This is a genomic window from Tistrella mobilis (assembly GCF_041468085.1).
GTDB classification, from domain to species: domain Bacteria; phylum Pseudomonadota; class Alphaproteobacteria; order Tistrellales; family Tistrellaceae; genus Tistrella; species Tistrella mobilis_A.
In genome coordinates, this window is record NZ_CP121017.1 from 2,269,436 (window position 1) to 2,295,263 (window position 25,828).

Annotated in this window: 26 protein-coding genes; 8 read left to right on the forward strand and 18 right to left on the reverse strand. The window is 65.8% G+C overall.

What is annotated here, in order from left to right; genetic code table 11:
* The first annotated feature begins 57 nt into the window (after positions 1 to 57).
* Positions 58 to 546, forward strand: coding sequence for a hypothetical protein (locus P7L68_RS16040; protein ID WP_372006630.1), 489 nt, complete (start codon positions 58 to 60; stop codon positions 544 to 546).
* On the opposite strand, the gene P7L68_RS16045 is transcribed toward P7L68_RS16040, so the two are convergent.
* From P7L68_RS16045 to P7L68_RS16055, 3 genes are all read right to left on the reverse strand, one after another.
* Positions 531 to 1,859, reverse strand: coding sequence for a response regulator (locus P7L68_RS16045; protein ID WP_372006631.1), 1,329 nt, complete (start codon positions 1,857 to 1,859; stop codon positions 531 to 533). The genes P7L68_RS16040 and P7L68_RS16045 overlap by 16 nt on opposite strands.
* A gap of 50 nt (positions 1,860 to 1,909) precedes the next feature.
* A complete protein-coding gene (locus tag P7L68_RS16050) occupies positions 1,910 to 3,445 on the reverse strand; it encodes an acyl-CoA synthetase (protein WP_372006856.1) in 1,536 nt (511 codons plus the stop codon).
* Positions 3,446 to 3,719: 274 nt separating this feature from the next.
* Entirely contained in the window at positions 3,720 to 5,831 is a 2,112-nt protein-coding gene (locus tag P7L68_RS16055; protein WP_372006632.1) for a methyl-accepting chemotaxis protein, read from the reverse strand.
* 366 nt (positions 5,832 to 6,197) lie between these two features.
* Between P7L68_RS16055 and P7L68_RS16060 the strand changes: the two genes are divergently transcribed.
* Positions 6,198 to 6,797 (forward strand): TrmH family RNA methyltransferase, encoded by a 600-nt coding sequence (locus P7L68_RS16060; protein WP_372006633.1) that lies wholly within the window; start codon positions 6,198 to 6,200, stop codon positions 6,795 to 6,797.
* A gap of 14 nt (positions 6,798 to 6,811) precedes the next feature.
* Here P7L68_RS16060 and P7L68_RS16065 read toward each other — a convergent pair whose 3' ends face one another.
* The 15 genes from P7L68_RS16065 to P7L68_RS16135 all read right to left on the reverse strand — a co-directional run bounded on the left by P7L68_RS16065 (position 6,812) and on the right by P7L68_RS16135 (position 22,085).
* Positions 6,812 to 8,929 carry a methyl-accepting chemotaxis protein gene (locus P7L68_RS16065; RefSeq protein ID WP_372006634.1) on the reverse strand — a complete coding sequence of 706 codons (2,118 nt, stop codon included), beginning with the start codon at positions 8,927 to 8,929 and terminating at the stop codon, positions 6,812 to 6,814.
* 114 nt (positions 8,930 to 9,043) lie between these two features.
* The gene (locus tag P7L68_RS16070) at positions 9,044 to 9,889 is read right to left on the reverse strand and encodes a sterol desaturase family protein (protein WP_372006635.1); all 846 of its coding nucleotides are present in this window, start codon (positions 9,887 to 9,889) and stop codon (positions 9,044 to 9,046) included.
* A 61-nt stretch (positions 9,890 to 9,950) separates the two neighbouring features.
* Positions 9,951 to 11,066, reverse strand: coding sequence for a glycosyltransferase family 4 protein (locus P7L68_RS16075; protein WP_372006636.1), 1,116 nt, complete (start codon positions 11,064 to 11,066; stop codon positions 9,951 to 9,953).
* A 3-nt stretch (positions 11,067 to 11,069) separates the two neighbouring features.
* Complete coding sequence (locus P7L68_RS16080; RefSeq protein ID WP_372006637.1) at positions 11,070 to 12,074, reverse strand: UDP-2,3-diacylglucosamine diphosphatase; 1,005 nt, start codon at positions 12,072 to 12,074, stop codon at positions 11,070 to 11,072.
* A 218-nt stretch (positions 12,075 to 12,292) separates the two neighbouring features.
* Positions 12,293 to 12,499, reverse strand: coding sequence for a cold-shock protein (locus P7L68_RS16085; RefSeq protein ID WP_372006638.1), 207 nt, complete (start codon positions 12,497 to 12,499; stop codon positions 12,293 to 12,295).
* Between the two features lie 354 nt (positions 12,500 to 12,853).
* Positions 12,854 to 13,060 (reverse strand): cold-shock protein, encoded by a 207-nt coding sequence (locus P7L68_RS16090; RefSeq protein ID WP_014745156.1) that lies wholly within the window; start codon positions 13,058 to 13,060, stop codon positions 12,854 to 12,856.
* 570 nt (positions 13,061 to 13,630) lie between these two features.
* Positions 13,631 to 14,461 carry an IclR family transcriptional regulator gene (locus tag P7L68_RS16095; protein ID WP_372006639.1) on the reverse strand — a complete coding sequence of 277 codons (831 nt, stop codon included), beginning with the start codon at positions 14,459 to 14,461 and terminating at the stop codon, positions 13,631 to 13,633.
* A 56-nt stretch (positions 14,462 to 14,517) separates the two neighbouring features.
* Positions 14,518 to 15,381, reverse strand: coding sequence for an oxaloacetate decarboxylase (locus tag P7L68_RS16100; protein ID WP_372006640.1), 864 nt, complete (start codon positions 15,379 to 15,381; stop codon positions 14,518 to 14,520).
* Positions 15,382 to 15,488: 107 nt separating this feature from the next.
* A complete protein-coding gene (locus tag P7L68_RS16105) occupies positions 15,489 to 16,721 on the reverse strand; it encodes an ABC transporter substrate-binding protein (RefSeq protein WP_372006641.1) in 1,233 nt (410 codons plus the stop codon).
* 85 nt (positions 16,722 to 16,806) lie between these two features.
* On the reverse strand, positions 16,807 to 17,526 hold the full coding sequence (locus P7L68_RS16110; RefSeq protein ID WP_372006642.1) for an ABC transporter ATP-binding protein: 720 nt from the start codon (positions 17,524 to 17,526) through the stop codon (positions 16,807 to 16,809).
* Positions 17,519 to 18,358 (reverse strand): ABC transporter ATP-binding protein, encoded by an 840-nt coding sequence (locus tag P7L68_RS16115; RefSeq protein WP_372006643.1) that lies wholly within the window; start codon positions 18,356 to 18,358, stop codon positions 17,519 to 17,521. Before P7L68_RS16115 ends, P7L68_RS16110 begins: the two co-directional genes overlap by 8 nt.
* Complete coding sequence (locus P7L68_RS16120; RefSeq protein WP_372006644.1) at positions 18,355 to 19,323, reverse strand: branched-chain amino acid ABC transporter permease; 969 nt, start codon at positions 19,321 to 19,323, stop codon at positions 18,355 to 18,357. The genes P7L68_RS16115 and P7L68_RS16120 overlap by 4 nt, the downstream gene beginning before the upstream one ends.
* A gap of 14 nt (positions 19,324 to 19,337) precedes the next feature.
* Positions 19,338 to 20,204, reverse strand: coding sequence for a branched-chain amino acid ABC transporter permease (locus P7L68_RS16125; RefSeq protein ID WP_372006645.1), 867 nt, complete (start codon positions 20,202 to 20,204; stop codon positions 19,338 to 19,340).
* Positions 20,205 to 20,209: 5 nt separating this feature from the next.
* Positions 20,210 to 20,740, reverse strand: coding sequence for a 3-isopropylmalate dehydratase (locus tag P7L68_RS16130; protein ID WP_372006646.1), 531 nt, complete (start codon positions 20,738 to 20,740; stop codon positions 20,210 to 20,212).
* 88 nt (positions 20,741 to 20,828) lie between these two features.
* Complete coding sequence (locus tag P7L68_RS16135) at positions 20,829 to 22,085, reverse strand: aconitase family protein (RefSeq protein ID WP_372006647.1); 1,257 nt, start codon at positions 22,083 to 22,085, stop codon at positions 20,829 to 20,831.
* 268 nt (positions 22,086 to 22,353) lie between these two features.
* Between P7L68_RS16135 and atpD the strand changes: the two genes are divergently transcribed.
* From atpD to P7L68_RS16165, 6 genes are read left to right on the forward strand one after another with little or no spacing between them, the layout of a single operon-like run.
* Complete coding sequence (gene atpD, locus P7L68_RS16140; protein ID WP_372006648.1) at positions 22,354 to 23,781, forward strand: F0F1 ATP synthase subunit beta; 1,428 nt, start codon at positions 22,354 to 22,356, stop codon at positions 23,779 to 23,781.
* A complete protein-coding gene (locus P7L68_RS16145) occupies positions 23,778 to 24,206 on the forward strand; it encodes a F0F1 ATP synthase subunit epsilon (RefSeq protein WP_372006649.1) in 429 nt (142 codons plus the stop codon). The genes atpD and P7L68_RS16145 overlap by 4 nt, the downstream gene beginning before the upstream one ends.
* A 16-nt stretch (positions 24,207 to 24,222) precedes the next feature.
* Positions 24,223 to 24,513 (forward strand): AtpZ/AtpI family protein, encoded by a 291-nt coding sequence (locus tag P7L68_RS16150; RefSeq protein WP_372006650.1) that lies wholly within the window; start codon positions 24,223 to 24,225, stop codon positions 24,511 to 24,513.
* The gene (locus P7L68_RS16155; protein ID WP_372006651.1) at positions 24,510 to 24,845 is read left to right on the forward strand and encodes an ATP synthase subunit I; all 336 of its coding nucleotides are present in this window, start codon (positions 24,510 to 24,512) and stop codon (positions 24,843 to 24,845) included. The genes P7L68_RS16150 and P7L68_RS16155 overlap by 4 nt, the downstream gene beginning before the upstream one ends.
* Positions 24,842 to 25,573 (forward strand): F0F1 ATP synthase subunit A, encoded by a 732-nt coding sequence (locus P7L68_RS16160; RefSeq protein WP_372006652.1) that lies wholly within the window; start codon positions 24,842 to 24,844, stop codon positions 25,571 to 25,573. The genes P7L68_RS16155 and P7L68_RS16160 overlap by 4 nt, the downstream gene beginning before the upstream one ends.
* Positions 25,570 to 25,818 carry a F0F1 ATP synthase subunit C gene (locus tag P7L68_RS16165; protein WP_014745171.1) on the forward strand — a complete coding sequence of 83 codons (249 nt, stop codon included), beginning with the start codon at positions 25,570 to 25,572 and terminating at the stop codon, positions 25,816 to 25,818. Before P7L68_RS16160 ends, P7L68_RS16165 begins: the two co-directional genes overlap by 4 nt.
* Positions 25,819 to 25,828 lie beyond the last annotated feature (10 nt).

Sequence of the window (25,828 nt, forward strand, 5' to 3'; positions counted from 1 at the left end):
TCTCCCCGGGATCACCCGATCCGCCCCCTCATCCAACCGACACCGGAGCCTGCAGCCATGCTGATGAGACGTATCGAAGCGGCACTGGCACGAGCCGGTGCCGCTGCAGGCCTCTACGGCCTGGCCGGCCTCGTCCTTTTGGGCGCGGCCGGCTTTGGTGTGGCGGCCTTCTACATCTGGATCGACGGCATCACCTGGCACCCGGCTTCGCCAGCGCTTTGGACGGCACTGCTTCTGACCGTCATCGGCGTGCTGGCGATGGTGGCGGGGAAAGTCGTTCTGCGGGCGCCGAAGGTACCTGCGCGAGATCATGCATCGTCGTCCGGAGCACCGGCCGCCGGCACACCCGGCGCTGCGGATGTTGCGGCCATGACCGGCCTCGTTTCGCAGATGATCCGTCGCAATCCGGCTGAAGGCGTCACGATCGCGGCCCTGGCCGGTGTTGCCATCGGCGCGTCACCCGAGGTTCGCCGGATTCTGGCCGATATGGCCCGCTCCGCACTGGCGCCCAAGCCGCCATCCGATGATCGTCAGAGCAGAACCTGACGGGCCCTGAGCAGCAGGGAATCGGCCGTGTCCGACGGTTCAAGCGTCGCATGGCCCATCTGCATCCAGATCGGCGTCGTCGGCAGCCCGCCCAGCCCGTAATCGGTGGTGGCGAGGCTGCCGGCAATCTTGTGAAGCGCTTTCATCGACCGCTCGCCGGGGGTATCGGGCAGAACCACCACCAGAGTGGAATCATCCGCGCGCGCCACCATGTCCTCTACTCGAACGAGCCGTTTCAGTGTGTCGGTCGCGCGCTTCATCACTGACCGGGCTGCGGCAGGACCACGGCGCTCGATCAGCAATGAGAGATTGCGGTATGAAACCGTTGCGATGCTGAGCGGCTTCTCCCACTTTGCCGCCTCAAACACCAGTCGCGACAGGTGAACGCGCAGAAATTCCTGCCGATAGGCGCCGGTTTCCGCATCGACCGTCGATGGCGCTTCAAGCGAGGCAAAAAGGTCGGTCAGACGCCGCCGGATACGTCTGCGACGCAGGGCCGACAGCACCCGGCCATGGAGCTCGTCAGGCGGATACGGGCGCGGAATCAGGTCGTCGATGCCGGTCTTCAGCAGAGTGGCCGCATCGGGCGCAACCGAAGCATGGCCGACAGCCAGTACCGGCACGTCGTAAAGAGCCGGCGTATCGCGTACATGCAGCGCCAGACCCAGCCAGTCTTCGCTGCTGCCACCGTCGAAGGACAGGATCAGGGTATCAACCGGTTGCTCGTGCAGAAGCTGGGCCGCTTCGGCAGCGCCGGCGGTTCTGAGCAGGCGATAGCGCGATTGCAGCAGCTCCGCCACATCGTCGAGATCCTCACCCATCTGAGCGGCCAGCAGCAGGGTGGGCGGGCCGTCATTAGCGATCGGACGGCGCTTGTCCAGTTCCACCCGGAAGCTTCGGGCGGTGGCGGTCCGGCGGCGCAGTTCCGCCTGCATGATACCCAGCCGCACCAGTTTGGCCATGCGTGCCGCCAGGAAACCAAGATTCAGGCCGCCGGTCAGCAGCTCGTCGACTCCGACCGAGAGCGACCGTCGCCGCAGGGCCGATGATGCCTGTGTGCCGATCATCAGCACCGGAATATGCTGGGTGTCGGGGTCGTTGCGCAGCATGTCCACGAAATCGCAGCCATCGCCGTCAGGCAGGCGGTCGTCTATGACGATCACGTCGGTCAGAAGCTGTCGGGACAGGCGAAGGCCTTCGGCACCGGTACGGGCGCTGAACAGAAACATGTTCTGTGCGCGCAGGCCGTCCATCACCTGCTGCGCAATCCGGGGATCTTGCATGACGACCAGGACGCGCGCGATATGAGCCATGGGCGCCGGAATCTCCCGTCGCGAAAGATGTCTCTGCCGTCGTTCTGCAATCATCCGGCGCCGAGAGCCCGCCGGAGGATCTTGCCGTTCACCCCACGGGGGAGGCTGTCGACCAGGATGAGATCGCGGGGCCATTTATAGCGGGCGAGATGCTTGCCGACCCAGGCATTCAGGCCGTCGAGATCCAGCTCTCCCGCGCGGCCGGGTTTGGGAACCACATAGGCCGCAATAATGGTCAGCGCATCGTCGACTTTCCGTGGACCGACGGCGACTTCGGCAATCGCAGGATGGGCGCTCAATGCCGCTTCCACTTCAATCGGCGAGACCCGATAGCCCAGAACGGTCATAACTTCGTCCGAGCGCCCATCGTACCAGTAGTATCCGTCGCTGTCGACGCGCGCGAGATCACCGGTGAGGAACCAGTCACCACGCCAGGCGGCCGCCGTGTCGTCCGGGCGGTTCCAGTAGCCGAGCATTAGCCCCGGTTCGTCGCGATGCACGGCGATCACCCCGACATCGTCGGGCCCCACGGGCTCCGTCCCTCCGTCCAGCGGCAGGACCTGAATCCGGCGGCCCGGCTGCGGCCGGCCAGGACTGCCCAGGCGGAGCGGTGTCTCGGGCCCGCTGGAGATGTATGTCGACACCTCGCTCATCCCCAGGGCTTCATAGAGCGGCAGGGATGCGGCATCGAACCAGCGATGCGTCAATGGTGGCGGCAGCGCTTCGCCGGCGGTCAGACCGTGGCGGAGCGTCCGAAGGCGTTCGGGTGTCAGGGTGCCGTATTTCAGCATCTGGCGGTAGACCGACGGGACGGCGGCGAAAATCGTCGCCTCTGCCCGTTCGATCAGCAATGGCCAGACCGAGGGGTCGCGCGGCCCGGCATAGAGGATGGCCGTTGCGCCATGCGCCCAGGGGTCCATCAGGCCGACGCCGAGCGTATATGTCCAGTTCAACTGTCCGGCATGCAGCACACGGTCCTCGGGGCCCATGCCGTGCCAGCCCGGCCCCATCGGCCGGCGGCCCCAGACGGCGCGGTGGGCGTGGAGCACGCCTTTAGGGCGGCCGCTGGTACCCGAGGTATAGATCATGAGGGCGGGGTCATGGGCGGGCAAGGGCAGCGGTGCCATGTCGCGACGCCCCTGAACCGCTGCATGCAGCCAGTCGAGACCAAGCAGGCGCATGCCCCCGGGATGGGGCGGGGCGATCTCCAGCCCGTCGGCGATGAAAGCCACGGCAGCACCGCAGTCACGGGCGATGAAGCCCGCCTCTGCCGGTGTCAGCTGTGCCGAGGTCGGCACGGCGATCAGGCCCGCAGCCGCTGCCGCGAAGTAGACCAGAGCGAACTCCAGACGGTTGCCCATGCGGATCATGATCCGTGAACCGGGTGCCAGATCCAGCGCGTGAAGCGCTGCCGTCACCCGGCGGACCTGATCGTACATCCGCCCGAAGCTGACCTCGCCGCGAATACCGGTGTCGTCCAGCAGGATCAGTGCCGCCTTGTCGGGCTGCCGTTCGGCATTCCAGGCCAGGCAGTATTCCGTGAGATTGAACCGTTCCGTGTCGAAGACGTGCTGCGCCGCAGGCATCGCCGGCAAAGGTGCCGGCGTGGCGGCAGGCGAAACGGCAGCCGCCCCGTCAGGCTGACCGACAGGGGCGGGGGCGGCGGGGGCGGATGCGGGCACCGTGGCACCCTCTACGGAAGCGTCACTGATCATGGCGCTGAGGGTAAGCCCGGACGCGCGGTTTCGGAAGTGCCAAAAAACAGCCATCGAAACGTCGCGAAACCACGCGAGCGCCGGTCACGAATGGCAACCCCCCGCTCCGGGGGAGCGGGGGGCGCGGGGGCCGATGATGTCCGGATCAGAGGCCCAGGCGTTCGCCGGTTTCCCGGGCCTCGCGGCGGAGCGAATCCACCACATTCTCGACCGACCGGCGGAGGGCTTCAGAGCTGTGGGCAAGATGGGCGGTGGCGTCGGCGACGGATGTGGCGGCTTCCGCCGTGCGGCCGGCGCCTCCTGCGACCTCACCGATAGCCGACGAGATGGTGCGGGTGCCGTCAGCTGCCTGATTGACGTTATGTGCAATCTCGCCGATTGCGGCGATCTGCTCTTCCACTGCACTGGCGATGGTCGCGGAGGCTTCCCTGACCCGACCGATGGTTTCGACGATCCGGGCGATGGCGCTGACCGCCTGTTCAGTATCACCCTGGGTGGCGGCAATGCGTGCGGTGATCTCTTCCGTCGCTTTTGCGGTCTGTGTGGCCAGGGTCTTGACTTCAGAGGCCACCACGGCGAAGCCCTTGCCGGCCTCACCCGCGCGGGCCGCCTCGATCGTGGCGTTGAGGGCAAGCAGGTTGGTCTGCGACGCGATGTCGTTGATCAGCTGCACCACGTCGCCTATCTGGCGGGCCGAGCCGGCCAGCCTCCGGACGATCCCGTCGGTGTCCGCCGCGCGGCTCGATGCCTCGGCGATGATGTCTGATGCCGTGGTGACCTGCCGGCCGATTTCGTGGGCCGACGCGGTCAGTTCTTCGGTGGCGGTGGCGACGGTCTGGACGTTGACGTTGGTCTCTTCACCGGCAGCGGCGACGGTCGCCGAATTGGCCGAGGTGGTGTCGGCGATACCGCGCATTTCGGCCGCGCCGCGCTCCAGCTCCTGGGCAAGACCGGTCATCTCGTCGGCGATGCCCCGCACCTCGCGTTCCAACGTGTCGGCAAGGCCCAAAGTCGATTCCCGACGGGCTTCTTCCGCCCGGCGTTCGGCGGCAGCCTGAGCGAGGCGCAGACGCTCGGTCTCGGCAAGCGTGTCGCGGAAATTCACCAGGGCCCGATTGAGCCCACCAATCTCGTCATGGCGGTCCGTCCCGGGAATCTCGATGCCGGTGTGACCTTCGGTCAGCCGGCCGATAACGCCCATTGACGCTGTCAGCGGGCGCTTGATCAGCATAATGACAGTGACGGCAAGTGCGATGACAACCAGGATGACGAGAATAATGCCGCCGAGGACCATGCTGTCACGAACATCTACCGATGCGGCGCGCATCGAGTCTTCCGGGATGTTGATGAACAGGCTCCACGGCTTATCGTAGCCGGTGATCTTCACCGGCACCACCAGTCGAAAAACGCTCTTCTCCAGGCTGGGAGACCAGGAGACAGCTTCCAGGCCGCGGCCTTCGGCGACGGCCTGGACGTATTCCGTGACGTCCTCGCTGGTCAAATCCTTCATCGGCCGGCCACGCAGGTCGGGATTGGGGTGGTTGACCACAAGCCCCCCGTCGGTAAACAACAGCACATTGCCGGTGCCGAAGGGTTTGGTTTCGTTCAGACGCTTGTTCCAGCCGTCGAGCTCGACATCGACGCCCGCCACGCCGATCGGCTTGCCACCACTGAAAATCGGCACCGATGCCGACAGTGTCATGACATCTTTGCCGGCAATGTCATAAAGGGTGGGGGGCGTGAGGTACGTTTTCCCGGTGCTCATCGGGGTTGTGTAGTAATCCGAATTCGCGTCGTCATACGCCGTGAGATGGCTGATGTTGGTGGTGCCACCGATACGGTTCACATAACTCAGGAAACGACCGGTCGCGTCCGAACGGGGCGTGTTGCGGAACCCGGCATCATTCCCGTCGAGCGCATCAGGCTCGAAGCCGGCCCAGACACCGAGCAGATGGGTCTTGTCTGCAAAAGTCCGGTCGATGATGGCGTCATAGGCACTGCGCTCCGTCGTGCCATTCGCCTTGAGTGCACCGAGTGAGCCGGCGAGGGATGCCGCGGTGCCTACATCAAGGGCAAGGTCGCGCCCGATCTCGGCAGCCAACTGCCTTGACAGGGTTCGTCCCGCCTCCAGCGACGATTCAAGAACCCTGTTCTCTGCGATCCGGGTGACCGCCGTAATCCCGGAAGTCAGCAATACGGCGAGCGCTCCGCCGCCGATGAGGATGATCTTTGATGAAAGCCCGAGCGTGAGACGCATACGGTACCCCGCGTTTATTTCCTGCGTGTTCCGGACACGCGGATACTTAGCTGCAGCCGACCGGCGCAGCATTTTCGTGCATTGCGAGGTACTTTAGACGAAATGTGTTAATCAACTCCTTCGGTCATCAAGGAATACAGGCCATAAGATCGAAATTTATTCTGTAATATAAAACCAGAAAGAGAATTTTGTATTTCATGGCGAGCAGGATGTATGTTTATGGTGGCCAGTGCATCTCCGTATTGTTCAAGGATGTGTGAATATCATTGGTCTACATCGACCTTTGGGACGAACGTGGATTGCCCGTCCCGTCGGCTGGCGGTTATACCTGCCACGCGGATGACAGTCCCGACGGAGAAAGCACCGATGTCGACACCCATTGAGGATCCTGTGGCCGGTGGCTGTTTTGCGATCGGTCTCGATCGGTCCAGCAAGCCGTTCAATGCAGGCACGCTCAACCGACTGGCGGCGGCACATGGCGGATCCTACACCTTCACCGCCGGGGCTGACTGGCAGGCGAGCCGGCATTGGCGCTTCTGGGAAGAAGCCGTCGCCGCCGAGGCTGCAGCACCGCGGCCGACCGTGCCGCATCTTGCCTTTGAAAGCCCGGCCAGCGCCGTTTTTCCCGAAGGCTTCACCCTGGTCGCCGTGGAACTGACGCCGGACGCCGTCGATCTGCCGTCCTTCCGGCATCCGTCGCGGGCAATCTATGTGCTGGGCCCCGAGCGCGGCATGCTGGCCCCGGAATTCTTGGACCGTGCGGCCCATGTCGTAAAAATCCCGATGCGGTTCTCGCTCAACGTCGCCATGGCCGCGAGTCTGGTGCTGTTCGACCGGCTGCGTTCCCGGGAACGGCCGGGACCGGTGCAGAAGCTCAATCGCCGACGTGCCGAAGCGACGATGGCCGCTTTCCTTGACGCCCATCGGGATCTGATGGCGCCACCACCGCCGCCTTACGCCGACTGATCAGGACCGTGTCGTCAGGGGTGCATACCCAGACGCTCTGCCGTCTCCCGGGCTTCACGGCGGAGTGAATCAACCACATTCTCAACCGCACGACGCAGCGTGGTTGCCGCGGATGAGAGATGGCCGGTCGCATCGGCGACCGAAGTCGCGGCCTCTGCCGTTCGACCCGCGCTTCCCGCGACCTCGCCGATCGCAGATGAGATGGTGCGGGTGCCGTCCGCCGCCTGATTGACATTGTGCGCAATCTCGCCGATGGAGGCGATCTGCTCTTCGACTGCGCTGGCGATGGTGGTAGAGGCTTCGCGCACCCGGCCGATGGTTTCGACGATGCGGGCAATGGCATTGACCGCCTGCCCGGTATCGCTCTGGGTGGCGGAGATTCTGGCGGTAATCTCTTCGGTCGCCTTGGCGGTCTGGGTTGCCAGCGTCTTCACCTCGGAAGCGACCACGGCAAAGCCTTTGCCTGCTTCACCCGCGCGTGCGGCCTCGATGGTCGCGTTCAGCGCCAGCAGGTTGGTCTGAGTGGCGATATCGTTGATCAATCGCACCACGTCGCCGATCTGCCGCGCCGAATCGGCGAGCCGGCGCACGATGCCGTCGGTGTCCGCCGCACGACTCGACGCTTCGGCGATGATGTCGGAGGCGGTGGTGACCTGCCGGCCGATTTCATGGGCAGAGGCGGTCAATTCCTCGGTGGCGGTGGCGACGGTCTGGACGTTGACATTGGTCTCCTCGCCGGCTGCGGCGACGGTCGCTGAATTGGCCGAGGTGGTATCGGCAATGCCGCGCATTTCGGCCGCGCCGCGCTCCAGCTCCTGAGCAAGCCCGGTCATTTCGTCGGCGATGCCGCGGACCTCGCGTTCCAGGGTATCGGCGAGCCCCAGCGTCGACTCCCTGCGGGCCTCTTCCGCGCGACGCTCGGCAGCCGCCTGCGCGAGACGCAGACGCTCTGCCTCGGCGAGCGTATCCCGAAAGTGTACCAGAGCGCGATTGAGCCCGCCGATCTCGTCGCGACGATGAGTGCCGGACACATCGATTGCAGTGTCGCCATCGGTCAGCCGGCCGATCGTGGTCATCGATACCTTGAGCGGTCGCTGCACCAGCAGCCAGACCGTGACCGCAAGCGCGGCCACGATCAGGACCACAAGCATGATGCCGCCGATCACCATCGCATCGCGGATCTCCCAGGACGCCGCGCGCATGGCGTCTTCACGGATGTTGACCAGCACACTCCATGGCCTGCCGAGACCCGTGACGGCGACCGGTACCGCGTTCCGGAAGACCATGGCCTCGACGCTGGGTGACCAGGCCGTGCGCTCCAGCGCCTCGCCCCTGCGGACCGCATCAGCGAAATCCGCGGCATCCGCGGACAGTTCAATCAGTGACGCACCGATCTTCGACGGATCGGGATGGGTGACCGTGAGTGCCTCGTCGGTGAACAGCACCACATTGCCGGCATCTAGCGGATGGATGGCGTTCAGGCGGTCATTCCACACCTTGAGATTGAGATCGACACCGGCAACACCGATCACCTTGCCGTCCAGGCGGATCGGAGCGGTGAGCGAGATGGTCAGCACATCAGTCCCGGCGATGCGCCGCGTCACCGGCGGGCTGGCATAGGGTCTGCCGGTTTCGATCGGGGATCGGTAGAAACCTGAATCCGGACCTTCTGCATAGCCCGTGACGGCTCCCACTTCGCGGGCTTCCGCCACCCGGCTGAACCGGGTGAGGTAACGCCCGGTCTGGTCGGTGTTTTCTTCGCCCTGGAACAGGATGTCCTGGCCATCGATCGCATTGGGCTCGAAGGCGGCCCAGACCGCGAGAAGGTCCGGATGTTCGAAGAAGTTGCGGTCCAGCACCGCATCATAGGTGGCCCGGCTGCTGACTCCCTGCGCCTTGAGCGTTTCCATGGTACCGGCGATGCCACGGGCAATCGAGAGATCCAGGGAAAGATCTCGTGCGGCTTCCTGCGCGATCTCGCGTGAGAGCGTGCGGCCCGATTCGCGGGACAGATCGAGCACGCGGTCTTCGGCCATCCGGCTGACCGCCAGGATGCCGACTGCCAGAAGCGCCGCGAGCGCTCCGCCGCCGATGAGGATGATCTTGGCGGAGAGCCCGAGTGAGATACGCATGCGAAACCCTTTAGGCCAGGTGATCGAGACAGCCGAGACCCCGAAGGTATGACGGTGTTGGTTAATCAATTATTACTAGAATGAACCGCCAGTGATTTGCGCATAAGTGCTCCATCATGCAAACCGATCGGATGATTCCGACCCTTTCCGCCGAAAAGGTAGCGTGAGAAGCGCGGGCAGCGACGCCTGCCCATCCGGTTCGTCCTGAAGGCCGATCGTCATAGTGTCATGACCGGCGGATGGTGCCAGACAGGCCGTGCCGGATAGCCGGTCCCAGAGCGTGAGCAGGAAGGCGTAATTGCTGTTGGTTTCCGTGGGCACCGTCGAATGGTGGATACGATGCCAGTCCGGCGTGGCAATCAGGCGGGAGAGTGGCCGGTCGGCCCGGCCAAGATCGAGATCGGCGTGGTTGAACAGCGCCGCAAGGCTCAGGGCTGCTTCGAAAACGAGAACTGCCGCGGCCGGTATACCGAGCATCAGAATGACCAGGATCTTCCAGCCGGCGGAGAGCAGGATTTCAGCGGGATGGAAGCGCAGGGCCGTTGTCGTGTCGAGGGCGGTGTCGAGATGGTGGATACGGTGCAGCCGCCAGAGCAGTGGCACACGGTGCATCGCCACGTGCTGTGCCCAGATTGAGAGATCGAGGACCAGGAAGCCGATCACGCCGGCCGCCCAGAGCGGCAGGCCGAGCATCGGGAATACCCCCAGGCCATGCGCCTCGAAGCTGAGAGCGGCGCCGACTGCCGCGGCCGGCAGAACAAGGCGCAGCACCAGGGTGTCGATGACCGCAAGGCCCAGATTGGTGGTCCACCGCCGGCGGCGGTCGAGCGGATGATGCCGGCCGCGCCGGGGCCGCCATCTTTCCGCGAGAATCAGCAGCAGGAAGCCACCGAAGAACAGAAGACCGCGAACAAGGCCTTCCGAGGCGGCGATGCCGGCGGGATCGGGCGTGGCGGGCATCTGCGGCAACCTCGACGCATCACGGGGGGCACCAGTGATATAGGGCGCCGCAGCCCCGCCGTCATCCGACCAGAGCAGCTTCAGCTGCAGGGGCGGGCAGATCTGTCGACGCAAAGGGCGCCAGCAACGCCTGGAACCGGTTGGCGCAGGCTTCCCAGGTGAAGCGTTCGGCATGCGATCTTGCTGCGGCCCCGCCCAGCGGCAGCGCCCGACGGATCGCTGCCCCGAGGTCTTCGTCGAGTGCACCCGTGCCGCCCGCCTGATCGACCACGTCGATCGGGCCGGTGACGGGGTAGCCGGCCACCGGCACACCGCTCGCCATAGCTTCCAGCATGACCAGGCCGAAGGTATCGGTGCGGCTGGGGAACACGAAGACATCGGCCTGGGCATAGGCCCAGGCGAGGGCGGCCCCGCGGCGAAGGCCCGGAAAAACTGCATCCGGGTGGCGCCGCATGAGATCGGCCCGTGCCGGTCCGTCGCCGATGACCACCCGGGTGCCCGGCAGGCCTGTTATGTTGAGAAAGGCCTGGATGTTCTTTTCCACCGCCACCCGACCGACATAGAGCATCAGGGGCCGGGGCAGGCCGGGAAGCCGCGCAAGTTCGCCATCGTCCCGAGGAGGCGGGGTGCCGCGCAGCGCGGGGGAGAAGCCGTCCAGATCAACGCCCCGGCACCACATGGCAACCCTGGAAAAGCCCCGCTGCCGGAGGTCGTCCGCAAGCGAGGGCGTTGCGACCATGGTGCGCACCCCGGCATTGTGAAACCGGCGCATGAAGCCATAGGAGAGACTGAGCGGCAGACCGGTGCGGGCTGCGATGTATTCGGGGAAACGGGTGTGAAAGGCCGTGGTGAAGGGAACGCCGTGGCGCAGTGCCCAGTGCCGGGCGGCAATGCCGAGCGGGCCTTCGGTCGCGATGTGCAAGGCATCCGGACGGTGTGCCAGAATCCGCCGCCCGACCATCGCCGGTGTCACGAGCGACAGTCGGATTTCCGGATAGGTGGGGCAGGGCAGGGTGCGGAAATCGGCAGGCGCGATCACCTTCACCGCGGCACCGCCGGCGGTCATGGCATCGACCATGCGTCCCAGCGTACGGACCACACCGTTGACCTGCGGGGCCCAGGCATCGGTGACCAGTACCAGGCGGGTGACGGCGGGCCTATCGAGATTCTGGATCATCGATCAGGCCGCCGGTTCGCGCGCAGGGCGGCGTTCGGCGACCGGCGCCGGCAGAAGGCGGGGCGTACCGGCCTGGGATCGGCGGGCACGGGCCAGAGCCACCAGTTCCCGGCGGCGGGCGCGGGCCCCCCAGTCGAGGATCTGCAGGCGGCCATCGCGGGTCTCGGCAATGGCCGTGCAGCTTTCCACCCAGTCGCCATCATTGGCATAGACGATGCCGTCGGTTTCGCGGATGTCCGCGTGGTGGATATGGCCGCAGACCACGCCGTCATAGCCGCGTCGCCGGGCTTCGTCCGTGACGGCACGTTCGAAGCGGTTGATGAAGTCCACCGCTTCCTTCACCCGCTGCTTCAGATATGCCGAGAGCGACCAGTAGGGCAGGCCAAGCCGCCTGCGAGCCACGTTCAGCCAACGATTGGCACGGAGCGCCAGGTTGTAGGCGACATCGCCGAGCAGGGCCACGCCCTTGGCATAGCGCACCACCATGTCGAAGGCATCGCCGTGAACGATCAGGAAGCGTCGGCCGTCGGCCAGCTCGTGTTCGCTTTCGCGGACGAGTTCGATGCCACCGAAGGCAAGGCCGGCATAGGCCATCAGGCATTCGTCATGATTGCCGATCACCCAGGTGACCCGGGTACCCGCCGCAGCCTTGGCGAGAATCGCCTGCACGACCTGATTATGCGGCCCGTCCCAGAACCAGGACCGGCGCAGCCGCCAGCCATCGACGATATCTCCGACCAGGAACAGGTGATCGCAGTCGACGGCGTCCAGAAAATCGAGCAACAGATCGGTGCGGCAGAAGCGCGTCCCCAGATGCAGATCCGAGATGAACACCGTCCGGTATTGCCGACGCTCGCCGCCAGGGCCGTCCGGTCCGCAGCCGCCTGTTCTCCGGTCCTGGCCTGACGGTGGCGTTCTGGGGTGGTGGCCGGCCTGGCCGTGATCGCCCGACGCGGTGGTGCCCGGACGAAAGGAGAGCGGCGGCTGAACTCGTGCGACCGTGGTCATCGGAAGGGCCCTCCGGGCGACTGGCGCCTGAAGCGGCGGAGCACCGCTCCCTCGGCACGTGTCGCTTTCCCGGAGCGGAGTCTTAACCCGTTCGACCGTCAGGTTTTATGGCGTGGCAATGACGTTCCGGTGACGATGGCTGCCCCTCTGCTGACGAAAACGGGCGACAGCCTGCGCTGCCGCCCGTTTCCTCTGAAACCCCGAGGTCTGGTGTCGCCTCAGTCGGCAGGAACCAGATCCACCGCCTTGTCACCCTTGCGCTCGGTGAGCAGGCTGTAACCCAGACGCTGCCCTTCGTTCAGCGTCGAAAGGCCTGCGCGCTCGACGGCGCTGATGTGCACGAAGACGTCCTTTCCGCCCTCGTCCGGGGTGATGAAGCCGTAGCCCTTGGTGCTGTTGAACCACTTAACGGTGCCGGTCGCCATGTCTGGTCGCTCTTCCTGGTCTTGGTGATCCGACGGCCGCGTCTCCACACGCGATCGATCCGCCGGACGTGATGATGGAGGCGGAAAGTGACCGGACACTGCTCAGCGTCGATGCGGATCGCCGGTTCCTCCCCCGTCGTCCGGCATCTTCCGGTACGCGCACTCCTGGTCCTGCGGCCATCCGACCCGATATCGCCCCGGTCGGGGGCGGGTGCTGGATCCGATAGCCACCCGTCATGGCACTTGTGGAAATGCCACGCGTTTTACGGGGTCTCCGTCGCCGGAAACCCGACCGGATACCACCCGGTGCCTCGCCTCCCTGCGGGGCGTAGGGGGGTCCGGAAGCCGGTTCTGTCAGTCGGCCGGGACGAGATCGACGGCCTTCTCACCCTTGCGCTCGGTCAGCACATTGTATTCCAGCCGCTGCCCTTCGTTCAGGGTCGTCAGGCCGGCCCGCTCAACGGCGCTGATGTGCACGAACACATCCTTGCCGCCGGTATCGGGCGTGATGAAGCCGTAGCCCTTGGTGCTGTTGAACCACTTGACGGTGCCGGTCGCCATGGCGCGTCGCCCTTCCCTTCCGACTGCGGAGCCCGCCGTTCCCCGCGGCGGGCGTCACGATACAAGGAGGCGTGGAAACCGGTGAGACGCCGAAAGGTTCCATGTCCCGGATCGGATCGGCCTATGCTACCTGAGATAGCAGAGACCATCAGCCATTTCGGCCACCGGTTTGGTTTTTGCTTTCGGAGAACTGAGCGGCGATGGCGCCGTGCCGTTACCTGAACGGGTAGGTCTGGAACCGCGCTGACGGGATCCGTAAGACTTGGCCGGACGGGGGCTGGGGGCGAAATCGCCTGCCGGTACGCGCGCGCTCCTGATTCCAGAGGTTCCGCCGGAACCCACCCGGAAAACGATACCCCGCGCGCTCGAACGAAGACCGGGGTATGGTCGGAGAACGAGGCACGGAACCGTCCTGCGGGCGAGATCGCCTGCGGGTCATCGTCTGATTCGAAACGATGACTTCAACCACTATAGGCAGGTTCCGGGCCGGATGCGACAGCAAAATGGCGCGCAACCCACTGTGCAGCCTAGAATCACGCTCCCGGCAAGGGGGCATGATCGCCGTGCGGTTCAGGCCACGCTCTGGCTGATCCGGCGTGCAGCGTTGAGCAAAGCCGTCAGATTCGCAGCCGCACGGCTGCCCGCGATATGGGGGGTGAGGCCGGCGATCGAGATGGCCGCAATCACCCGGCCGTCGCGATCGTGCACCGGCGCTGCCATGGCTGCCAGCCCTTCGACCACATCGTCGACGGCGACAACGTGCCCCTGCATGCGGATACGCCCGAGTTCCTCCCGGAAGGCGCCAGCATCGGTGATGCTGTGCGGCGTAAGCCGGCTCAGCCCCTGGCTGATCGCACGGTCTATTTCTTCAGGCGGCTGGAAGGCGAGCAGTAGTTTAGGCGCGCCGCCGACATTGGCGGGCAAGGCGCCGCCCACTGCCCACCAGCGCACCTGGATGGAGCGGTCATGGTGGAATTTTTCCAGGCAAAGAGCTGAATGTTCGCGATAAATCGACAGAAAGCTGGTGCCGTCTATTTCTCGTGCAAGATCGGTGAGAATGGGGGCTGCGGCCTTGCGCAGCCCGAGATTATCGGGGACGGCGCTGGACAGCTCGATCATGGCCAGACTGAGGGCGTAGCGATGGGTCTCGCGATCCTGGACCACGAGACCCGCTTCCATCAACGTGACCAGCAGCCGACGGGTGGTGGCTTTGTCGAGCCCCGTGCGGGCCACGACCTCGGTCAGGGTCGCCCAGGGCTCGACGACGGTGAAGGCTCGCAGCACCTGAACTGCGCGCAGCACGGCGCGGACGGTGGTGGGGCCGCCGTCGCCCCCCGTCGCCTCGCCACCCCCGGCCGTTGCCTCGGGCTCGTCACCGATCCGTCCGTTCGCCTTCGCCATGCCTGCCACTTTCACCCATACCGGCCACGGCCGCGTGGCCGGAGTCGCGCCTGCCGTCATTTGGCGCGGATATACTTATCCTGCAACTCTTCGATGCGCGAGTAGCCGATCAGGCTTTTAAACAGCTGCGGCTGAGTGCGGGCACGGGGCAGATTACGGGTGCTGCGGTCACGCGCCAGCACCGACAGGTTGTCGACCAGGGCCTGGGTCGCGGTCATCAGCGGCACCAGCGGGAAGGTGGCGAAGCCCGCGACTTCGGCGATGTCTTCGGGCGACAACTCGTCTTCCAGCCAGCCCAGGATCTGCAGCGACAGCGGCCTGCCCACGGCCTGCCGCAGAGCGGTCAGATCAGCCTTCGACCTTACGCAGCGCGAAATCGGCTGGATCAGATCGGCACCGGCCTCCGCATAGGCCTGGCCGCGGCGGATACATTCTTCCATGGTCTCGGCGTCGGTGCGGGCGACGATGATGGTGTCCGGGTCGCGGCGGGCATCCACAGCAGCCCGGATCTTGGCCACCGCCTCGTCGATCGGCAGGATTTCCAGTGCGCCGGCGACCACCGGGCAGCGCTTGGGGACCACCTGGTCTTCAAAGATCATCGCAGCCGCGCCGGCCTTCTCGAAAGCCCGGACGGTGCGCACGATGTTGACGACATTGCCGTAACCGGTATCGGCATCGGCGACCAGCGGCATGTCGATCACATCGGCGATGGCGCGGACCACGCCCACATTCTCGGTCATGGTATAGAGCTCGACATCCGGTTCACCCAGCAGGCTGGCCGAGACGCCGAAGCCGGTGGTGAAGACGGCGTCGAAGCCGGCATCCGCCACCAGCCGGGCCGACAGCACGTCATAGGCGCCGGCCATCCAGATGGTCTGGCCGGCCTCGATCCGGTCGCGGAGCATGCGGGCATGGGACATCGGTGGGGTCTCTTTCGTCGAAGGGGAGGATCTGTCGTGCAGCCGGCCTTATGGAGCCGGGCAGGCCGGGTGCATCACCCGGCCTGCCCGGGCATCCGAGGCCGGTCTTACTTTCCGCCGCGGACCGGGTCGATGACGGCGCCGAGCGACCGGAAGCCGCCATCCTTGAGCTGCATCAGCACCACGCCGGTCTGGCCGCGACGCGAATAGGGATCGTCCGAGAGCGGGGCGAAGGTGATCGCGGGACCGATCTTCTGGTCGAAACCCTTCATGCCTTCGAGTGCGGTCACCAGCTTGTCGCGGGTCGGCTCGTCGCCGGCCTGCTTCAGCGCCTCGGCGAAGGTGGCGGCCGCCGAATAGCCCATCAGCGCCAGGCTCGACGGGGTCGATTTCGGAAAACGCTTGCCGTATTCGGCGACGAAGGCCCGGATCGCCAAGTTCTCGCCGTCGACCGGATCATAATAGGACGCGACATAGAGGGTTTTGCCGGCGCCGCCACCGAGCAGTTCGACGAATTTGGGATCATTGAGCCCGCCCGCGCCGAACACGGTCGGGTTCCAGCCCAGCTTCTCGGCGTTCTTGAAGAAGATCGCCGCCTGCTGGCCCAGGGCATAGAGGATGACCACATCCGGTTCGGCGGCCTTCAGACGGGCCACCTGACTGGTGAGATCCGTGGCAAGGCGTTCGAAGTTCTGGACTTCGACCAGCTTCATGCCGTGGGTCGCGAGCTGCTTTTCGGTGTATTCCTGGGCAGGCTTGCCCCAGGCGTCGTTCTGCACCAGCATCGCGACCTTTTTCGCCCCCAACTCGTTCACGGCATAGTCAACATAGGCCGGGGCCTCTGTCGACTGCGGCGAGGGCAGGGCGAAGAGCAGCTTGCGCGGTGGATTGGTCACCGCATCCGAAATGCTGAGCGCCCCCACGATCGGCACGCCCTTGGGCTCCAGATATTCATAGGCCGCGAGTACCGTGGCCGTGCCGACCGGGCCGACCAGAGCCATGACCTCGTCGCGCTCCACCAGCAGCTTGGCGTTGGCGACCGCCTTTGGCGGCTTGAATTCATCGTCATAGGAGACGAGCTCGATCTTGCGGCCGTTGACGCCGCCCTGATCGTTGAGCATGCCGAAATAGGTCTCCATGCCCTCCTGCACGGCCTTGCCCATATAGGCGAGCGTGCCCGAGAGGGCGAGGGTGCTGCCGACCTTGACGGCATCGCCGGAAACACCGGGATCTGCGGCAAAAGCCGGGTGCGACAGACCCGCCGGCAGGGCGGATGCAAGGGCGATGGCGGCGGCGGCCGTCAGCAGACGGCGGCGCAGCCGGTCGAAGCGCAGGGTCATCCGGTCTCTCCTCCCTGTGGTGCCGGGGATCTCTTGATGCAGGCGGATCCGCCGGCGGTGCGGATGCGAAATCTTCGGGGGCGGATCAGCCGCCCAGATAGGCGCGGCGCAGGGCATCGTCGGCGAGGAGAGCCTCGGCCGGGCCCTGGACCGCGAGACTGCCGGTTTCCAGTACATAGCCGCGATCGGCGAGATCGAGCGCCAGTTCGGCATCCTGTTCCACGATCAGCATGGTGACGCCTTCGTCGCGGGCGATGTCGGCAAGCGCGTCGAAGATCACCGCCTTGATCACCGGCGCGACCCCCATCGAGGGCTCGTCGAGCATCAGAAGACGGGGCTGCGACATCAGCCCCCGGGCCACGGCGAGCATCTGCTGTTCGCCGCCCGAGAGCGTGCCGGCCTGCTGGTCCATGCGCTCGGCGAGCCGGGGGAAATAGGTGCAGGCCCGATCGATGCCCAGCGCGGTGGCGGCGCGATCGCGGGTCCAGCCGCCCACGATCAGGTTCTCGCGCACGCTCAACCCCGGAAACACCATCCGGCCCTGGGGGATATGAGAGATGCCCCGGGCAACCAGCCCTTCCGCCGCCTTTGCCGTGATGTCGTCGCCATCGAAGACAATCCGGCCGTCTACCGGCTTCAGCAGGCCCGACAGGCAGCGCAGCAGCGTGGTCTTGCCGGCACCGTTGGCGCCGAGCACGGCCACCACCTCGCCCGGCATGAGCGACAGATCGACACCATGGAGAGCGCGGATTGCGCCATAGGCGGCGACCAGGCCCGAGACCTCCAGAATGGGTGTATCAGCCATGGGCCATCTCCTTCGCCACGCCATTCCGGCGGCGCTCGCGCCGGGGAACGGCATTCGCGTCGCGATTGCCCAGATAGGCTGCAATGACGGCGTCGTGGCGCTCGATTTCAGAGGGAGTGCCGGCGGCGAGGAAGCGGCCCTGTTCCATGACCGTGATCCGATCGGACACCCGCATGACCAGCGACATGTTGTGCTCGATCAACAGGATGGTCAGGCCATGGCGATCGCGCAGCCGCAGCAGCAGATCGCCGAGTGTACGGGCCTCGGCCTGGTTCATACCCGCGGCGGGCTCGTCCAGCAGCAGCAGCGTCGGATCCAGCGCCAGGGCGCGGGCGAGTTCGGCAAGCTTCTGCCGGCCATAGGGCAGATCGCCCACGATCGCCTCGGCATCACCGCCAAGGCCGACCTCGTCGATCAGGCCCAGGGCATGATCGCGTTCCCGTGTCGCTTCGCGGCGTTCCGAGGGCAGGCGCAGCATGGCCGGCAGAATGCCCGCCGACATTGCCTGGTCACGGCCGATCAGTACATTGTCGAGGACGCTCAGTTCCGAGAACAGCTCAAGATTCTGGAAGGTGCGGGCAATGCCGAGCCGGGCGACCCGATGAGATTTCAGGCCCAGAAGTTCCTGGCCGTCGAAACGGATGCTGCCACGTGCGGCATCGTAGAACCGGCTGATGCAGTTCAGCACGGTGGTTTTGCCGGCACCATTGGGGCCGATCAGGGCATGAATTTCACCCTGGTGGACGGTGACGTCGATGCCGTCCACCGCCTTCAGGCCCCCGAATGAGATGGCGAGGTCGCGGATCGTGAGCAGCCCGGATGCGGCGGTCATGGGCGGTGCCTCCGGAACAGCGTGTGGCCGAGGCCGGAAAGGCCGCCGGGCAGGAACATCAGCGACAGGATCATGGCGAGGCCATAGACCGACCGCTGGACCTGATCGAGCCCCAGATAGGTCAGGCATTGCGGTACCGCGATCACGAAGGCAGCGCCGAGGATCGAGCCGCGGATCGAGCCCAGACCGCCCACGATCACCATCGAGACGAAGCTGATGGACACCATCAGGTCGAAGGTGGACGGGTCGATGAAGCGGATCAGCGGACCGTAGAGCGCACCGGCAATCCCGCAATAGAACGAGGAGAGCGCAAAGGCGACGATCTTGAGACGGGCGGTATCGAGCCCCATGATCCGCGCGGCGGATTCGCTGCCCTTGACGGCTTTCAGCGCGCGTCCCCAGCGGCTGGCGCCGAAATTCGCCCCCATCCACATCAGCACCGCGACCACTGCAAGCAGCATCCAGTAGGTGCCGGCACCGCCGAGTTCCAGGCCGAAGAGATCCGGTGCGGCGACGCCCATGCCGTTCTCGCCGCCGGTCAGCTCGCCGCCCGATTTGGCGATCTCGGCGAAGATCATCACGAAGCCGAGCGTCGCCATGGCGAGGAAGACCTCTTCCAGGCGCAGCAGCGGAATGGCGAGCAGCAGGCCCACGACCATCGCGACGAGGCCCGCCGCAAGCGCTGCGATCAGCAGGGTGACACCGTATTCGCCGGTCAGGATGGCGGCCCCGTAGGCGCCGATGCCGAAGAACACGGCACCTGCCAGCGAGATGAGGTTCGTGTAGCCGGTGAGCAGGTTTGTGCCGAAGGCCGCCAGTACATAGACCAGCACCAGGCTGGCGATGAACAGGAAATAGCCGCCGAGCATGAAGGGCAACGCCAGCAGAACGGCGATGCCGAGCCCGGTGAGGGCAAGGCGGCCGGAGCGGCTGCGCGTGGCGGGCAGATCGAGGCTCATGGTCATCGGTTCCCTCCGCCTCAGATCTTCTTGGTCGCGTGACGGCCGAGCAGGCCGGAGGGCTTGACGATCAGGATCGCGAGCATGACCAGGAAGGGCATGAATTCCTTGAACGCCGAGTCGACATAGGCGCCCGTGAGATTCGCGGTCAGCCCGACGATGGCGCCGCCGATGAGGGCGCCCGGCATCGAGGTCAACCCGCCCAGAACCGCGGCGGCGAAGGCGAAGTGCAGGGCCTGCTGCATCATGGTGAAATGCAGGAAGGTGAGTGGTGCGATCAGCAGGCCGGCCACGGCGCCGACCATGTAGGACAGCATCCATGCCAGGCCGTGCATGCGCGCCACGGGGACGCCCTGCAGCCGGGCGGCGGTCTCGTTGCTCATGGCGGCCTGCATGGCGATCCCGGTGCGGGCATAGCGGAAGAAGGCGAAGAGCGCCGCCGACAGGACCAGACAGGTGGCGATGATCCCGAGATCGGCGAGACTGACCGCCACACCGCCGATCAGGATCGGCGCTTGCGAGAACGGGCCGGCCATGTCGTGGGGGTCCTTGCCCCAGATCCACACCGCCACGTCGCCCAGGATCAGATAGAGGCCGAGGGTTGCGATCGCATTGGCGAGCAGCGGCTTGCCGATGAAGCGGCCGATCAGCACCACCTCGATCGCGAGGCCGATCAGGGCAGCGGCAGCGATGGTCAGGATGGCCGCCAGCCAGTAGGGCACGCCGGCTTCGAGCAGGGTCCAGGCGATGAAGGCTGAGATCATCACGCCTTCGCCATGGGCGAAATTAATCACGCCGGTTGCCCGATACACCAGGACGATACCGAGGGCGACAAGGCCGTAGATGGCACCGAGCGCGATGCCGCTGACCGCCATTTGCGCGAGCATGGGCCTCAGCCTCCGGCGCGGGCGCGATCGGCATCGACCGCGCGCTTGAGATATGGCACCAGCCCACCCGCTTCGAGCATCGCCCGGTCTGCGACGGACAACGGCTCGAACGGCTTCTCCCAGCCCCTGGTCAGGTTGCGGACACAGCCCGCCTGCCAGTCGACCTCCAGACTGTCGAAACGGTCGGTGGCGGCAGAGACGCCGGGGCAGGGGATCAGCGGGAAGCCCATGCTGATCTCACCCCGCCAGAAGCCGGGCGAGAAACCGTCGGCGATCACGCCCGTGACACCCAGATGGCGCATGGCGCGCATCGCCGGATAGTGCGGATGGCCGTAGCCGAAATTGTCGGCGCCGACCAGCAGGTCGCCGGCCTGTACCTTCTGCGGAAAGCCCGGCTCGTCATCCTTCATCACCAGCGCGGCCAGCGCGTCGATATCGGTGATCTTGATGTTCTCGACCCCGATGATGCGGTCGATGTCGTAGTCGTCCTCGCGGAACACCCAGACGGCGCGACCGCGGAGATCGGGCAGCGACATGGGCTGCACTCCTGAATGGGAAAGATGGCGGGGAAGGGCGGGAGAGGTGCGGCCTGAGATGCGCGGCCTGAGACGGCCCGGCCGCCTGTCAGAGATAGCGGCGGGGATCCGCGATCCTGCCTTCGATGGCGGCAGCCGCCACGGCTGCGGCATTGCACAGGAAGATCTCGGATTTCGGGTGGCCCATGCGGCCCGGCACGTTGAGCGTGCCAGTGGAAACCGCCCGCTGACCCTCGGCCATGGTCGCGATCCGGCCGAAACAGTAGTCGCAGGACGGGCTGCTGACGAAGGCCCCCGCCTCGACCAGGGTCGTGATCAGCCCTTCCGCCGCGGCCTGGGCCATCAGCGCCCGGCTGGTGGGCACGACATGCAGTGCGAAGCCCGGGGCGACCTGGCGGCCCTTCAGCACCTGGGCTGCCGCGCGCAGATCTTCGATCCGGCCACTGGCACAGCTGCCGAGATAGCCGGCCTGGACTTCGGTCCCGATCACCTCTGAAAGATCGCGGGTGTTGGACGGGGTGGGCGGCAGCACCACCACCGGCTCCAGCGCCGAAAGATCGATGGTGTGCCGCGCGGCATAGACGGCATCCTCGTCGCTGAATACCGGATCGAGCGCGAGCCTGGGCCGCTCGCCCAGCCAGTCCACTGTTTTCTCGTCCGGCATCATCACCGCGGTGGTGGCGCCGGTGAACATGGCGAGACCGCAGATGGTCTGCCGGCTTTCGATGCTCATCTCCGCAACCGCCGGCCCGCCCAGCTCCAGCACCCTGAAGGCGGCGAATTTGGGGCCGAGTGCGCGGACCAGATGATGGAAGACATCACGAGCCATCACCCCCGGCCGGAGCGAACCGGTGAGATCGATCCGCACCGTCTCAGGCACCCTGATCGAGATGGCAGGCCGGACGAAAGCCTCCAGGAGGTTGCGGCGCAACCCGATCGCGAGCGAACCGAAGGCGCCGAGCTGGCTGACATGGCCGTCGAAATGAACCGCGAAACCGCCCGGCACCGCATAGCCGACCTCGGCTGAGACCTGATGGCCGATGCCGTGGCGTTCGTAAAGCGCGACGCCCTGTTCGGCGCACCAGGCGCGGGTCATCTGATGAAGCTCTTCTTCTTTCGGCGTTGCCGTCGGAACCATGTGGTCGATGAAGATGGCGAAGCGGGAGGCATCGTCGACATGCTGAATACCGAAATCATCCCGCATCTGACGGAAGATGACATCGGTATATCCAGGAAAATCATATGCAATCACGAAATCGGGTCGGGCCTCGATTTCATCTCCGGCCCGGACATGGCCGCGACCGGATGTCCGCGCGAGAATCTTCTCCGCGAGCGTGTAGCCCATGACTTGTCGTCCTCCCGCCATGCCACCGGATTTCATGCGCCGGTGATCATCTTGACTTGTATGGATCCTGCGCGGCGACAGCGTATGTGTCAACATACAAATCATAGTTCATCTGATGAACCGTTTGAGGATCATTCCGTGAACCACCCCGGAATCCTGAATTGCTTGATCCGGATCAAGGTCGGAGGGAGCATCGGAGAGGACATTGTGCGTAGCAGCAACGAAGGGCCCGCAAAGGGCCTCAGGCTCAGCAGGAGGTTCCGACCCCATGAGCGGTCCGGGCGTGATCACCGCCGTACGCGGCGCAGTGCTCGATATCCGTTTTCCCGCGGGCGATCTGCCCGTCATCGGCCATGTGCTCCAGGTCCGTGACGGCGATGCGTCGGAAATCGTGGCCGAGGTTCAGTCCCATCTGGATCGCGAACATGTCCGCGCCATCGCCTTGATGCCGACCGGCGGCCTGCGCCGGGGGGCGGCAGCGATTGCAACCGGGGCGCCGGTGATGGTGCCGGTGGGGGACGCCGTGCTTGGCCGATTGCTGGATGCGACCGGGCGCATCGGCGACAAGGGCGCGCCTCTACCTGCCGACGTGCCTCGGGCGCCGATCCTGCAGGCCGCACCGGCGCTGGCCGATCAGACTGCCGCCACCGATGTCTTCGAGACCGGAATCAAGGTCATCGATCTGCTGACCCCGCTTGCCCATGGCGGCAAGGCGGCCATGTTCGGCGGCGCCGGTGTCGGCAAGACCGTCCTGGTCATGGAGCTCATTCAGGCCATGGTGTCGGGCTATCAGGGCATCTCGGTCTTCGCCGGCATCGGCGAGAGATCCCGCGAAGGGCATGAATTGCTGCTCGACATGCGCAATTCGGGCGTTCTGGCACGGACCGTCCTGGTCTTCGGACAGATGAACGAGCCGCCCGGCGCGCGCTGGCGGGTGCCGATGACCGCCCTTGCTGTGGCCGAACATTTCCGCGACCAGCGCGGCCGCAATGTGCTGCTGCTGATGGACAATGTTTTCCGCTTCGTGCAGGCCGGCATGGAGGTCTCGGGACTTCTGGGCCGGCTGCCGTCACGCGTCGGCTATCAGCCGACGCTGGCGAGCGAGGTCGCAGCGCTTCAGGAACGCATCGCCTCGGTCGGCGGGGCGGCGGTGACGGCGATCGAGGCGGTCTATGTGCCCGCCGATGATTTCACCGATCCGGCGGTGACTGCAATCGCCGGCCATATGGACAGTCTCGTCGTGCTGTCGCGGTCGATGGCGGCCGAGGGCATGTATCCGGCGATCGATCCGATCGCTTCGTCCTCCACTCTGCTCGACCCGCTGATCGTGGGCGAAACCCATGCCCGCACGGCCGAAGAGGTGCGGCGGACGATCGAGCATTACCGGGAACTCCAGGACGTGATTTCGCTTCTGGGCCTGGAAGAGCTGGGTGCCGAGGACCGGCGCCTCGCCGAACGGGCCCGACGCCTGCAGCGCTTCCTCACCCAGCCGTTCAAGGTGACGGAGGCCTTCACCGGCACGCCCGGCCGGTCGGTGAAGCTGGCCGATACCATCGCGGGCTGCCGCGCGATTCTGGATGGCAGATGCGACGACTGGCCGGAAGACACGCTCTACATGATCGGGGACCTGGAGGAAGGCCGTCAGCGTTTTGAAGCCCGGCGTCAGGACGATCAGCGTCGGGGTGCGGCAGCATGAGCGAGCGGCGCCTGCATCTGGTGATCGCGACACCTGCGACCGTCGTCCGCGATCTGGACGACGTGGTGTCGGTGCGGGCCGAGGACGCCAGCGGCGGCTTCGGCATTCTTCCCGGCCATGCCGATTTTCTGACAGTGCTCGATGCCTCGGTGATCGGCTGGACGCGGGCCGGCGGCCATGCGGAATATGGCGTTGTCTCGGGTGGCGTGCTCAGGGTCGAGGGCGGGCGCCGGATCTCGCTGGCGGCGCGCAGCGTGGTGACCGGAAGCGACCCGGAACGGCTGAAGGCGGAGATCGTCGCCGCCCGCGAAGCACTCGACGATGCCGACCGCAAGGCACGTACCGCAGATGTCGGCATGCAGACCCGCGCCGTACGGCAGATGGTGCGCTATCTGCGTGACCGGCCCGAGGAGGCGACGCCATGACCGGGGAGGCGACGCTATGACCCCGCCGCGCGACCGTCGTCAGGACCAGCGGATGGAACAGGCCGCTGATCGAAAGGCAGCCCGCGAGGCGGCGAAACGCACGGATCGTGAGCCAGGCATCGGCCATCGGTTGGGTCAGATCGGCGTGCTCGGCTGGATGATCGTGACGCCGATGCTGCTCGGCCTGTTCCTGGGGCGCTGGCTCGATCGTCTGGCCGGCACCGGCATCACCTTTGCCGCTGCCCTGCTGATGGTGGGGGTGGCACTTGGATTCTGGTCGGCCTGGAAGTGGATGCATCGCCCATGAACGCCTTCCCCATCGGCACTCTTTCGGCCCTGGCCTCCGATCTGCCGGCCCTTGTCCTGGCGCTTGCGGCAGGGCTGATCGCCGGGGGCGGGTTTTTCCTGCTGCTCCGGCGCAATACCGGCCTGTTTGCCACGGGCCGCATCGGTCTTGCCGTTACCATGCAGATCGCACGCTTCACCGTTCTGGTTCCGGTTCTGGTCCTGGCCGCCCGCGAGGGCGCGGGGCCGTTGCTCGCCGCAGCGCTCGGCGTCGTGATCGCGCGACGCATGGTCGTCGGTCGGGCGCGCCGTCAGTCTGTCGCCATGCTTCCCGACGGGGGGCGGTCATCGTGATCGGCTCACCGCTCGAAACCCCGATCGCGTTCCATCTGGGGCCGGTCCCGATCGCAACGCCGGTGCTGGTCACCTGGGGCATCATGATTCTGCTCACCGGCGGTTCCTGGATGCTGACCCGGCGGCTGGAACTGCTGCCCGGCCGCATGCAGGCCGCGCTCGAATTTGTGGTTGACGCCATCGACGGCCAGATCCGCGAGACCATGCGGGTCGAGCCTGCGCGTTTTCGCGCACTCATCGGTACGCTGCTGGTATTCATCCTGACCGCCAACTGGTCGTCGCTGGTGCCGGGGGTCGAACCGCCCACCGCTCATATCGAGACCGATGCGGCCCTTGCCGGGATCGTCGCCGTGTCGGTCATCGTCTTCGGCATCCGGGCCCAGGGATTGCGCGGCTATCTGAAGACCTTTGCCGAACCCAGCCTGGTGATGGTGCCGCTCAACCTGGTCGAGCAGATCACCCGTACCTTCTCCCTGGTCATCCGTCTGTTCGGCAATGTCATGAGCGGCGTGTTTGTCATCGGGATCGTGCTGTCGCTCGCAGGACTTCTGGTACCGATCCCGTTGATGGCGCTCGACCTGCTGACCGGAGCGGTGCAGGCCTACATCTTCGCCGTGCTCGCCATGGTGTTCATCGCCTCCGGGCTGGAGGGCGAGGGTGGTTCACCGTCGTCACCTGGCCAGACCTCCACCATTTCCTCCTCCCCTGACCGCGGACCTGCATCATGACCAACTGGATCGAGATCGTCAGCATCCTCGCCGCCGCGATGGCGGTGTCCTTCGGCGCCATCGGCCCGGCGCTCGGCGAAGGCCGGGCGGTGGCGGCCGCGATGGATGCCATCGCCCGCCAACCCGAGGCGGCACCCACCCTGTCGCGCACGCTGTTCGTCGGCCTGGCCATGATCGAGACCATGGCGATCTACTGTCTGGTGATCGCGCTGCTGGTGCTGTTCGCCAATCCCTTCGTCGGCTGATCGGCCCGTC

What these genes read in the sequence shown, in the direction of transcription:
- P7L68_RS16060 (WP_372006633.1), top strand. Translation starts at nt 6,198, where the DNA reads ATGTCGACACCCATTGAGGATCCTGTGGCCGGTGGCTGTTTTGCGATC.
- P7L68_RS16130 (WP_372006646.1), bottom strand. Translation starts at nt 20,740, where the DNA reads ATGTCGCTGCCCGATCTCCGCGGTCGCGCCGTCTGGGTGTTCCGCGAG.
- P7L68_RS16135 (WP_372006647.1), bottom strand. Translation starts at nt 22,085, where the DNA reads ATGGGCTACACGCTCGCGGAGAAGATTCTCGCGCGGACATCCGGTCGC.
- P7L68_RS16040 (WP_372006630.1), top strand. Translation starts at nt 58, where the DNA reads ATGCTGATGAGACGTATCGAAGCGGCACTGGCACGAGCCGGTGCCGCT.
- P7L68_RS16145 (WP_372006649.1), top strand. Translation starts at nt 23,778, where the DNA reads ATGAGCGAGCGGCGCCTGCATCTGGTGATCGCGACACCTGCGACCGTC.
- P7L68_RS16075 (WP_372006636.1), bottom strand. Translation starts at nt 11,066, where the DNA reads ATGATCCAGAATCTCGATAGGCCCGCCGTCACCCGCCTGGTACTGGTC.
- P7L68_RS16050 (WP_372006856.1), bottom strand. Translation starts at nt 3,445, where the DNA reads ATGCCTGCGGCGCAGCACGTCTTCGACACGGAACGGTTCAATCTCACG.
- P7L68_RS16080 (WP_372006637.1), bottom strand. Translation starts at nt 12,074, where the DNA reads ATGACCACGGTCGCACGAGTTCAGCCGCCGCTCTCCTTTCGTCCGGGC.
- P7L68_RS16110 (WP_372006642.1), bottom strand. Translation starts at nt 17,526, where the DNA reads ATGGCTGATACACCCATTCTGGAGGTCTCGGGCCTGGTCGCCGCCTAT.
- P7L68_RS16090 (WP_014745156.1), bottom strand. Translation starts at nt 13,060, where the DNA reads ATGGCGACCGGCACCGTCAAGTGGTTCAACAGCACCAAGGGCTACGGC.
- P7L68_RS16100 (WP_372006640.1), bottom strand. Translation starts at nt 15,381, where the DNA reads ATGTCCCATGCCCGCATGCTCCGCGACCGGATCGAGGCCGGCCAGACC.
- P7L68_RS16070 (WP_372006635.1), bottom strand. Translation starts at nt 9,889, where the DNA reads ATGCCCGCCACGCCCGATCCCGCCGGCATCGCCGCCTCGGAAGGCCTT.
- P7L68_RS16105 (WP_372006641.1), bottom strand. Translation starts at nt 16,721, where the DNA reads ATGACCCTGCGCTTCGACCGGCTGCGCCGCCGTCTGCTGACGGCCGCC.
- P7L68_RS16155 (WP_372006651.1), top strand. Translation starts at nt 24,510, where the DNA reads ATGAACGCCTTCCCCATCGGCACTCTTTCGGCCCTGGCCTCCGATCTG.
- P7L68_RS16165 (WP_014745171.1), top strand. Translation starts at nt 25,570, where the DNA reads ATGACCAACTGGATCGAGATCGTCAGCATCCTCGCCGCCGCGATGGCG.
- P7L68_RS16095 (WP_372006639.1), bottom strand. Translation starts at nt 14,461, where the DNA reads ATGGCGAAGGCGAACGGACGGATCGGTGACGAGCCCGAGGCAACGGCC.
- P7L68_RS16085 (WP_372006638.1), bottom strand. Translation starts at nt 12,499, where the DNA reads ATGGCGACCGGCACCGTTAAGTGGTTCAACAGCACCAAGGGCTACGGC.
- P7L68_RS16065 (WP_372006634.1), bottom strand. Translation starts at nt 8,929, where the DNA reads ATGCGTATCTCACTCGGGCTCTCCGCCAAGATCATCCTCATCGGCGGC.
- P7L68_RS16115 (WP_372006643.1), bottom strand. Translation starts at nt 18,358, where the DNA reads ATGACCGCCGCATCCGGGCTGCTCACGATCCGCGACCTCGCCATCTCA.
- P7L68_RS16120 (WP_372006644.1), bottom strand. Translation starts at nt 19,323, where the DNA reads ATGACCATGAGCCTCGATCTGCCCGCCACGCGCAGCCGCTCCGGCCGC.
- P7L68_RS16055 (WP_372006632.1), bottom strand. Translation starts at nt 5,831, where the DNA reads ATGCGTCTCACGCTCGGGCTTTCATCAAAGATCATCCTCATCGGCGGC.
- atpD (WP_372006648.1), top strand. Translation starts at nt 22,354, where the DNA reads ATGAGCGGTCCGGGCGTGATCACCGCCGTACGCGGCGCAGTGCTCGAT.
- P7L68_RS16045 (WP_372006631.1), bottom strand. Translation starts at nt 1,859, where the DNA reads ATGGCTCATATCGCGCGCGTCCTGGTCGTCATGCAAGATCCCCGGATT.
- P7L68_RS16150 (WP_372006650.1), top strand. Translation starts at nt 24,223, where the DNA reads ATGACCCCGCCGCGCGACCGTCGTCAGGACCAGCGGATGGAACAGGCC.
- P7L68_RS16125 (WP_372006645.1), bottom strand. Translation starts at nt 20,204, where the DNA reads ATGCTCGCGCAAATGGCGGTCAGCGGCATCGCGCTCGGTGCCATCTAC.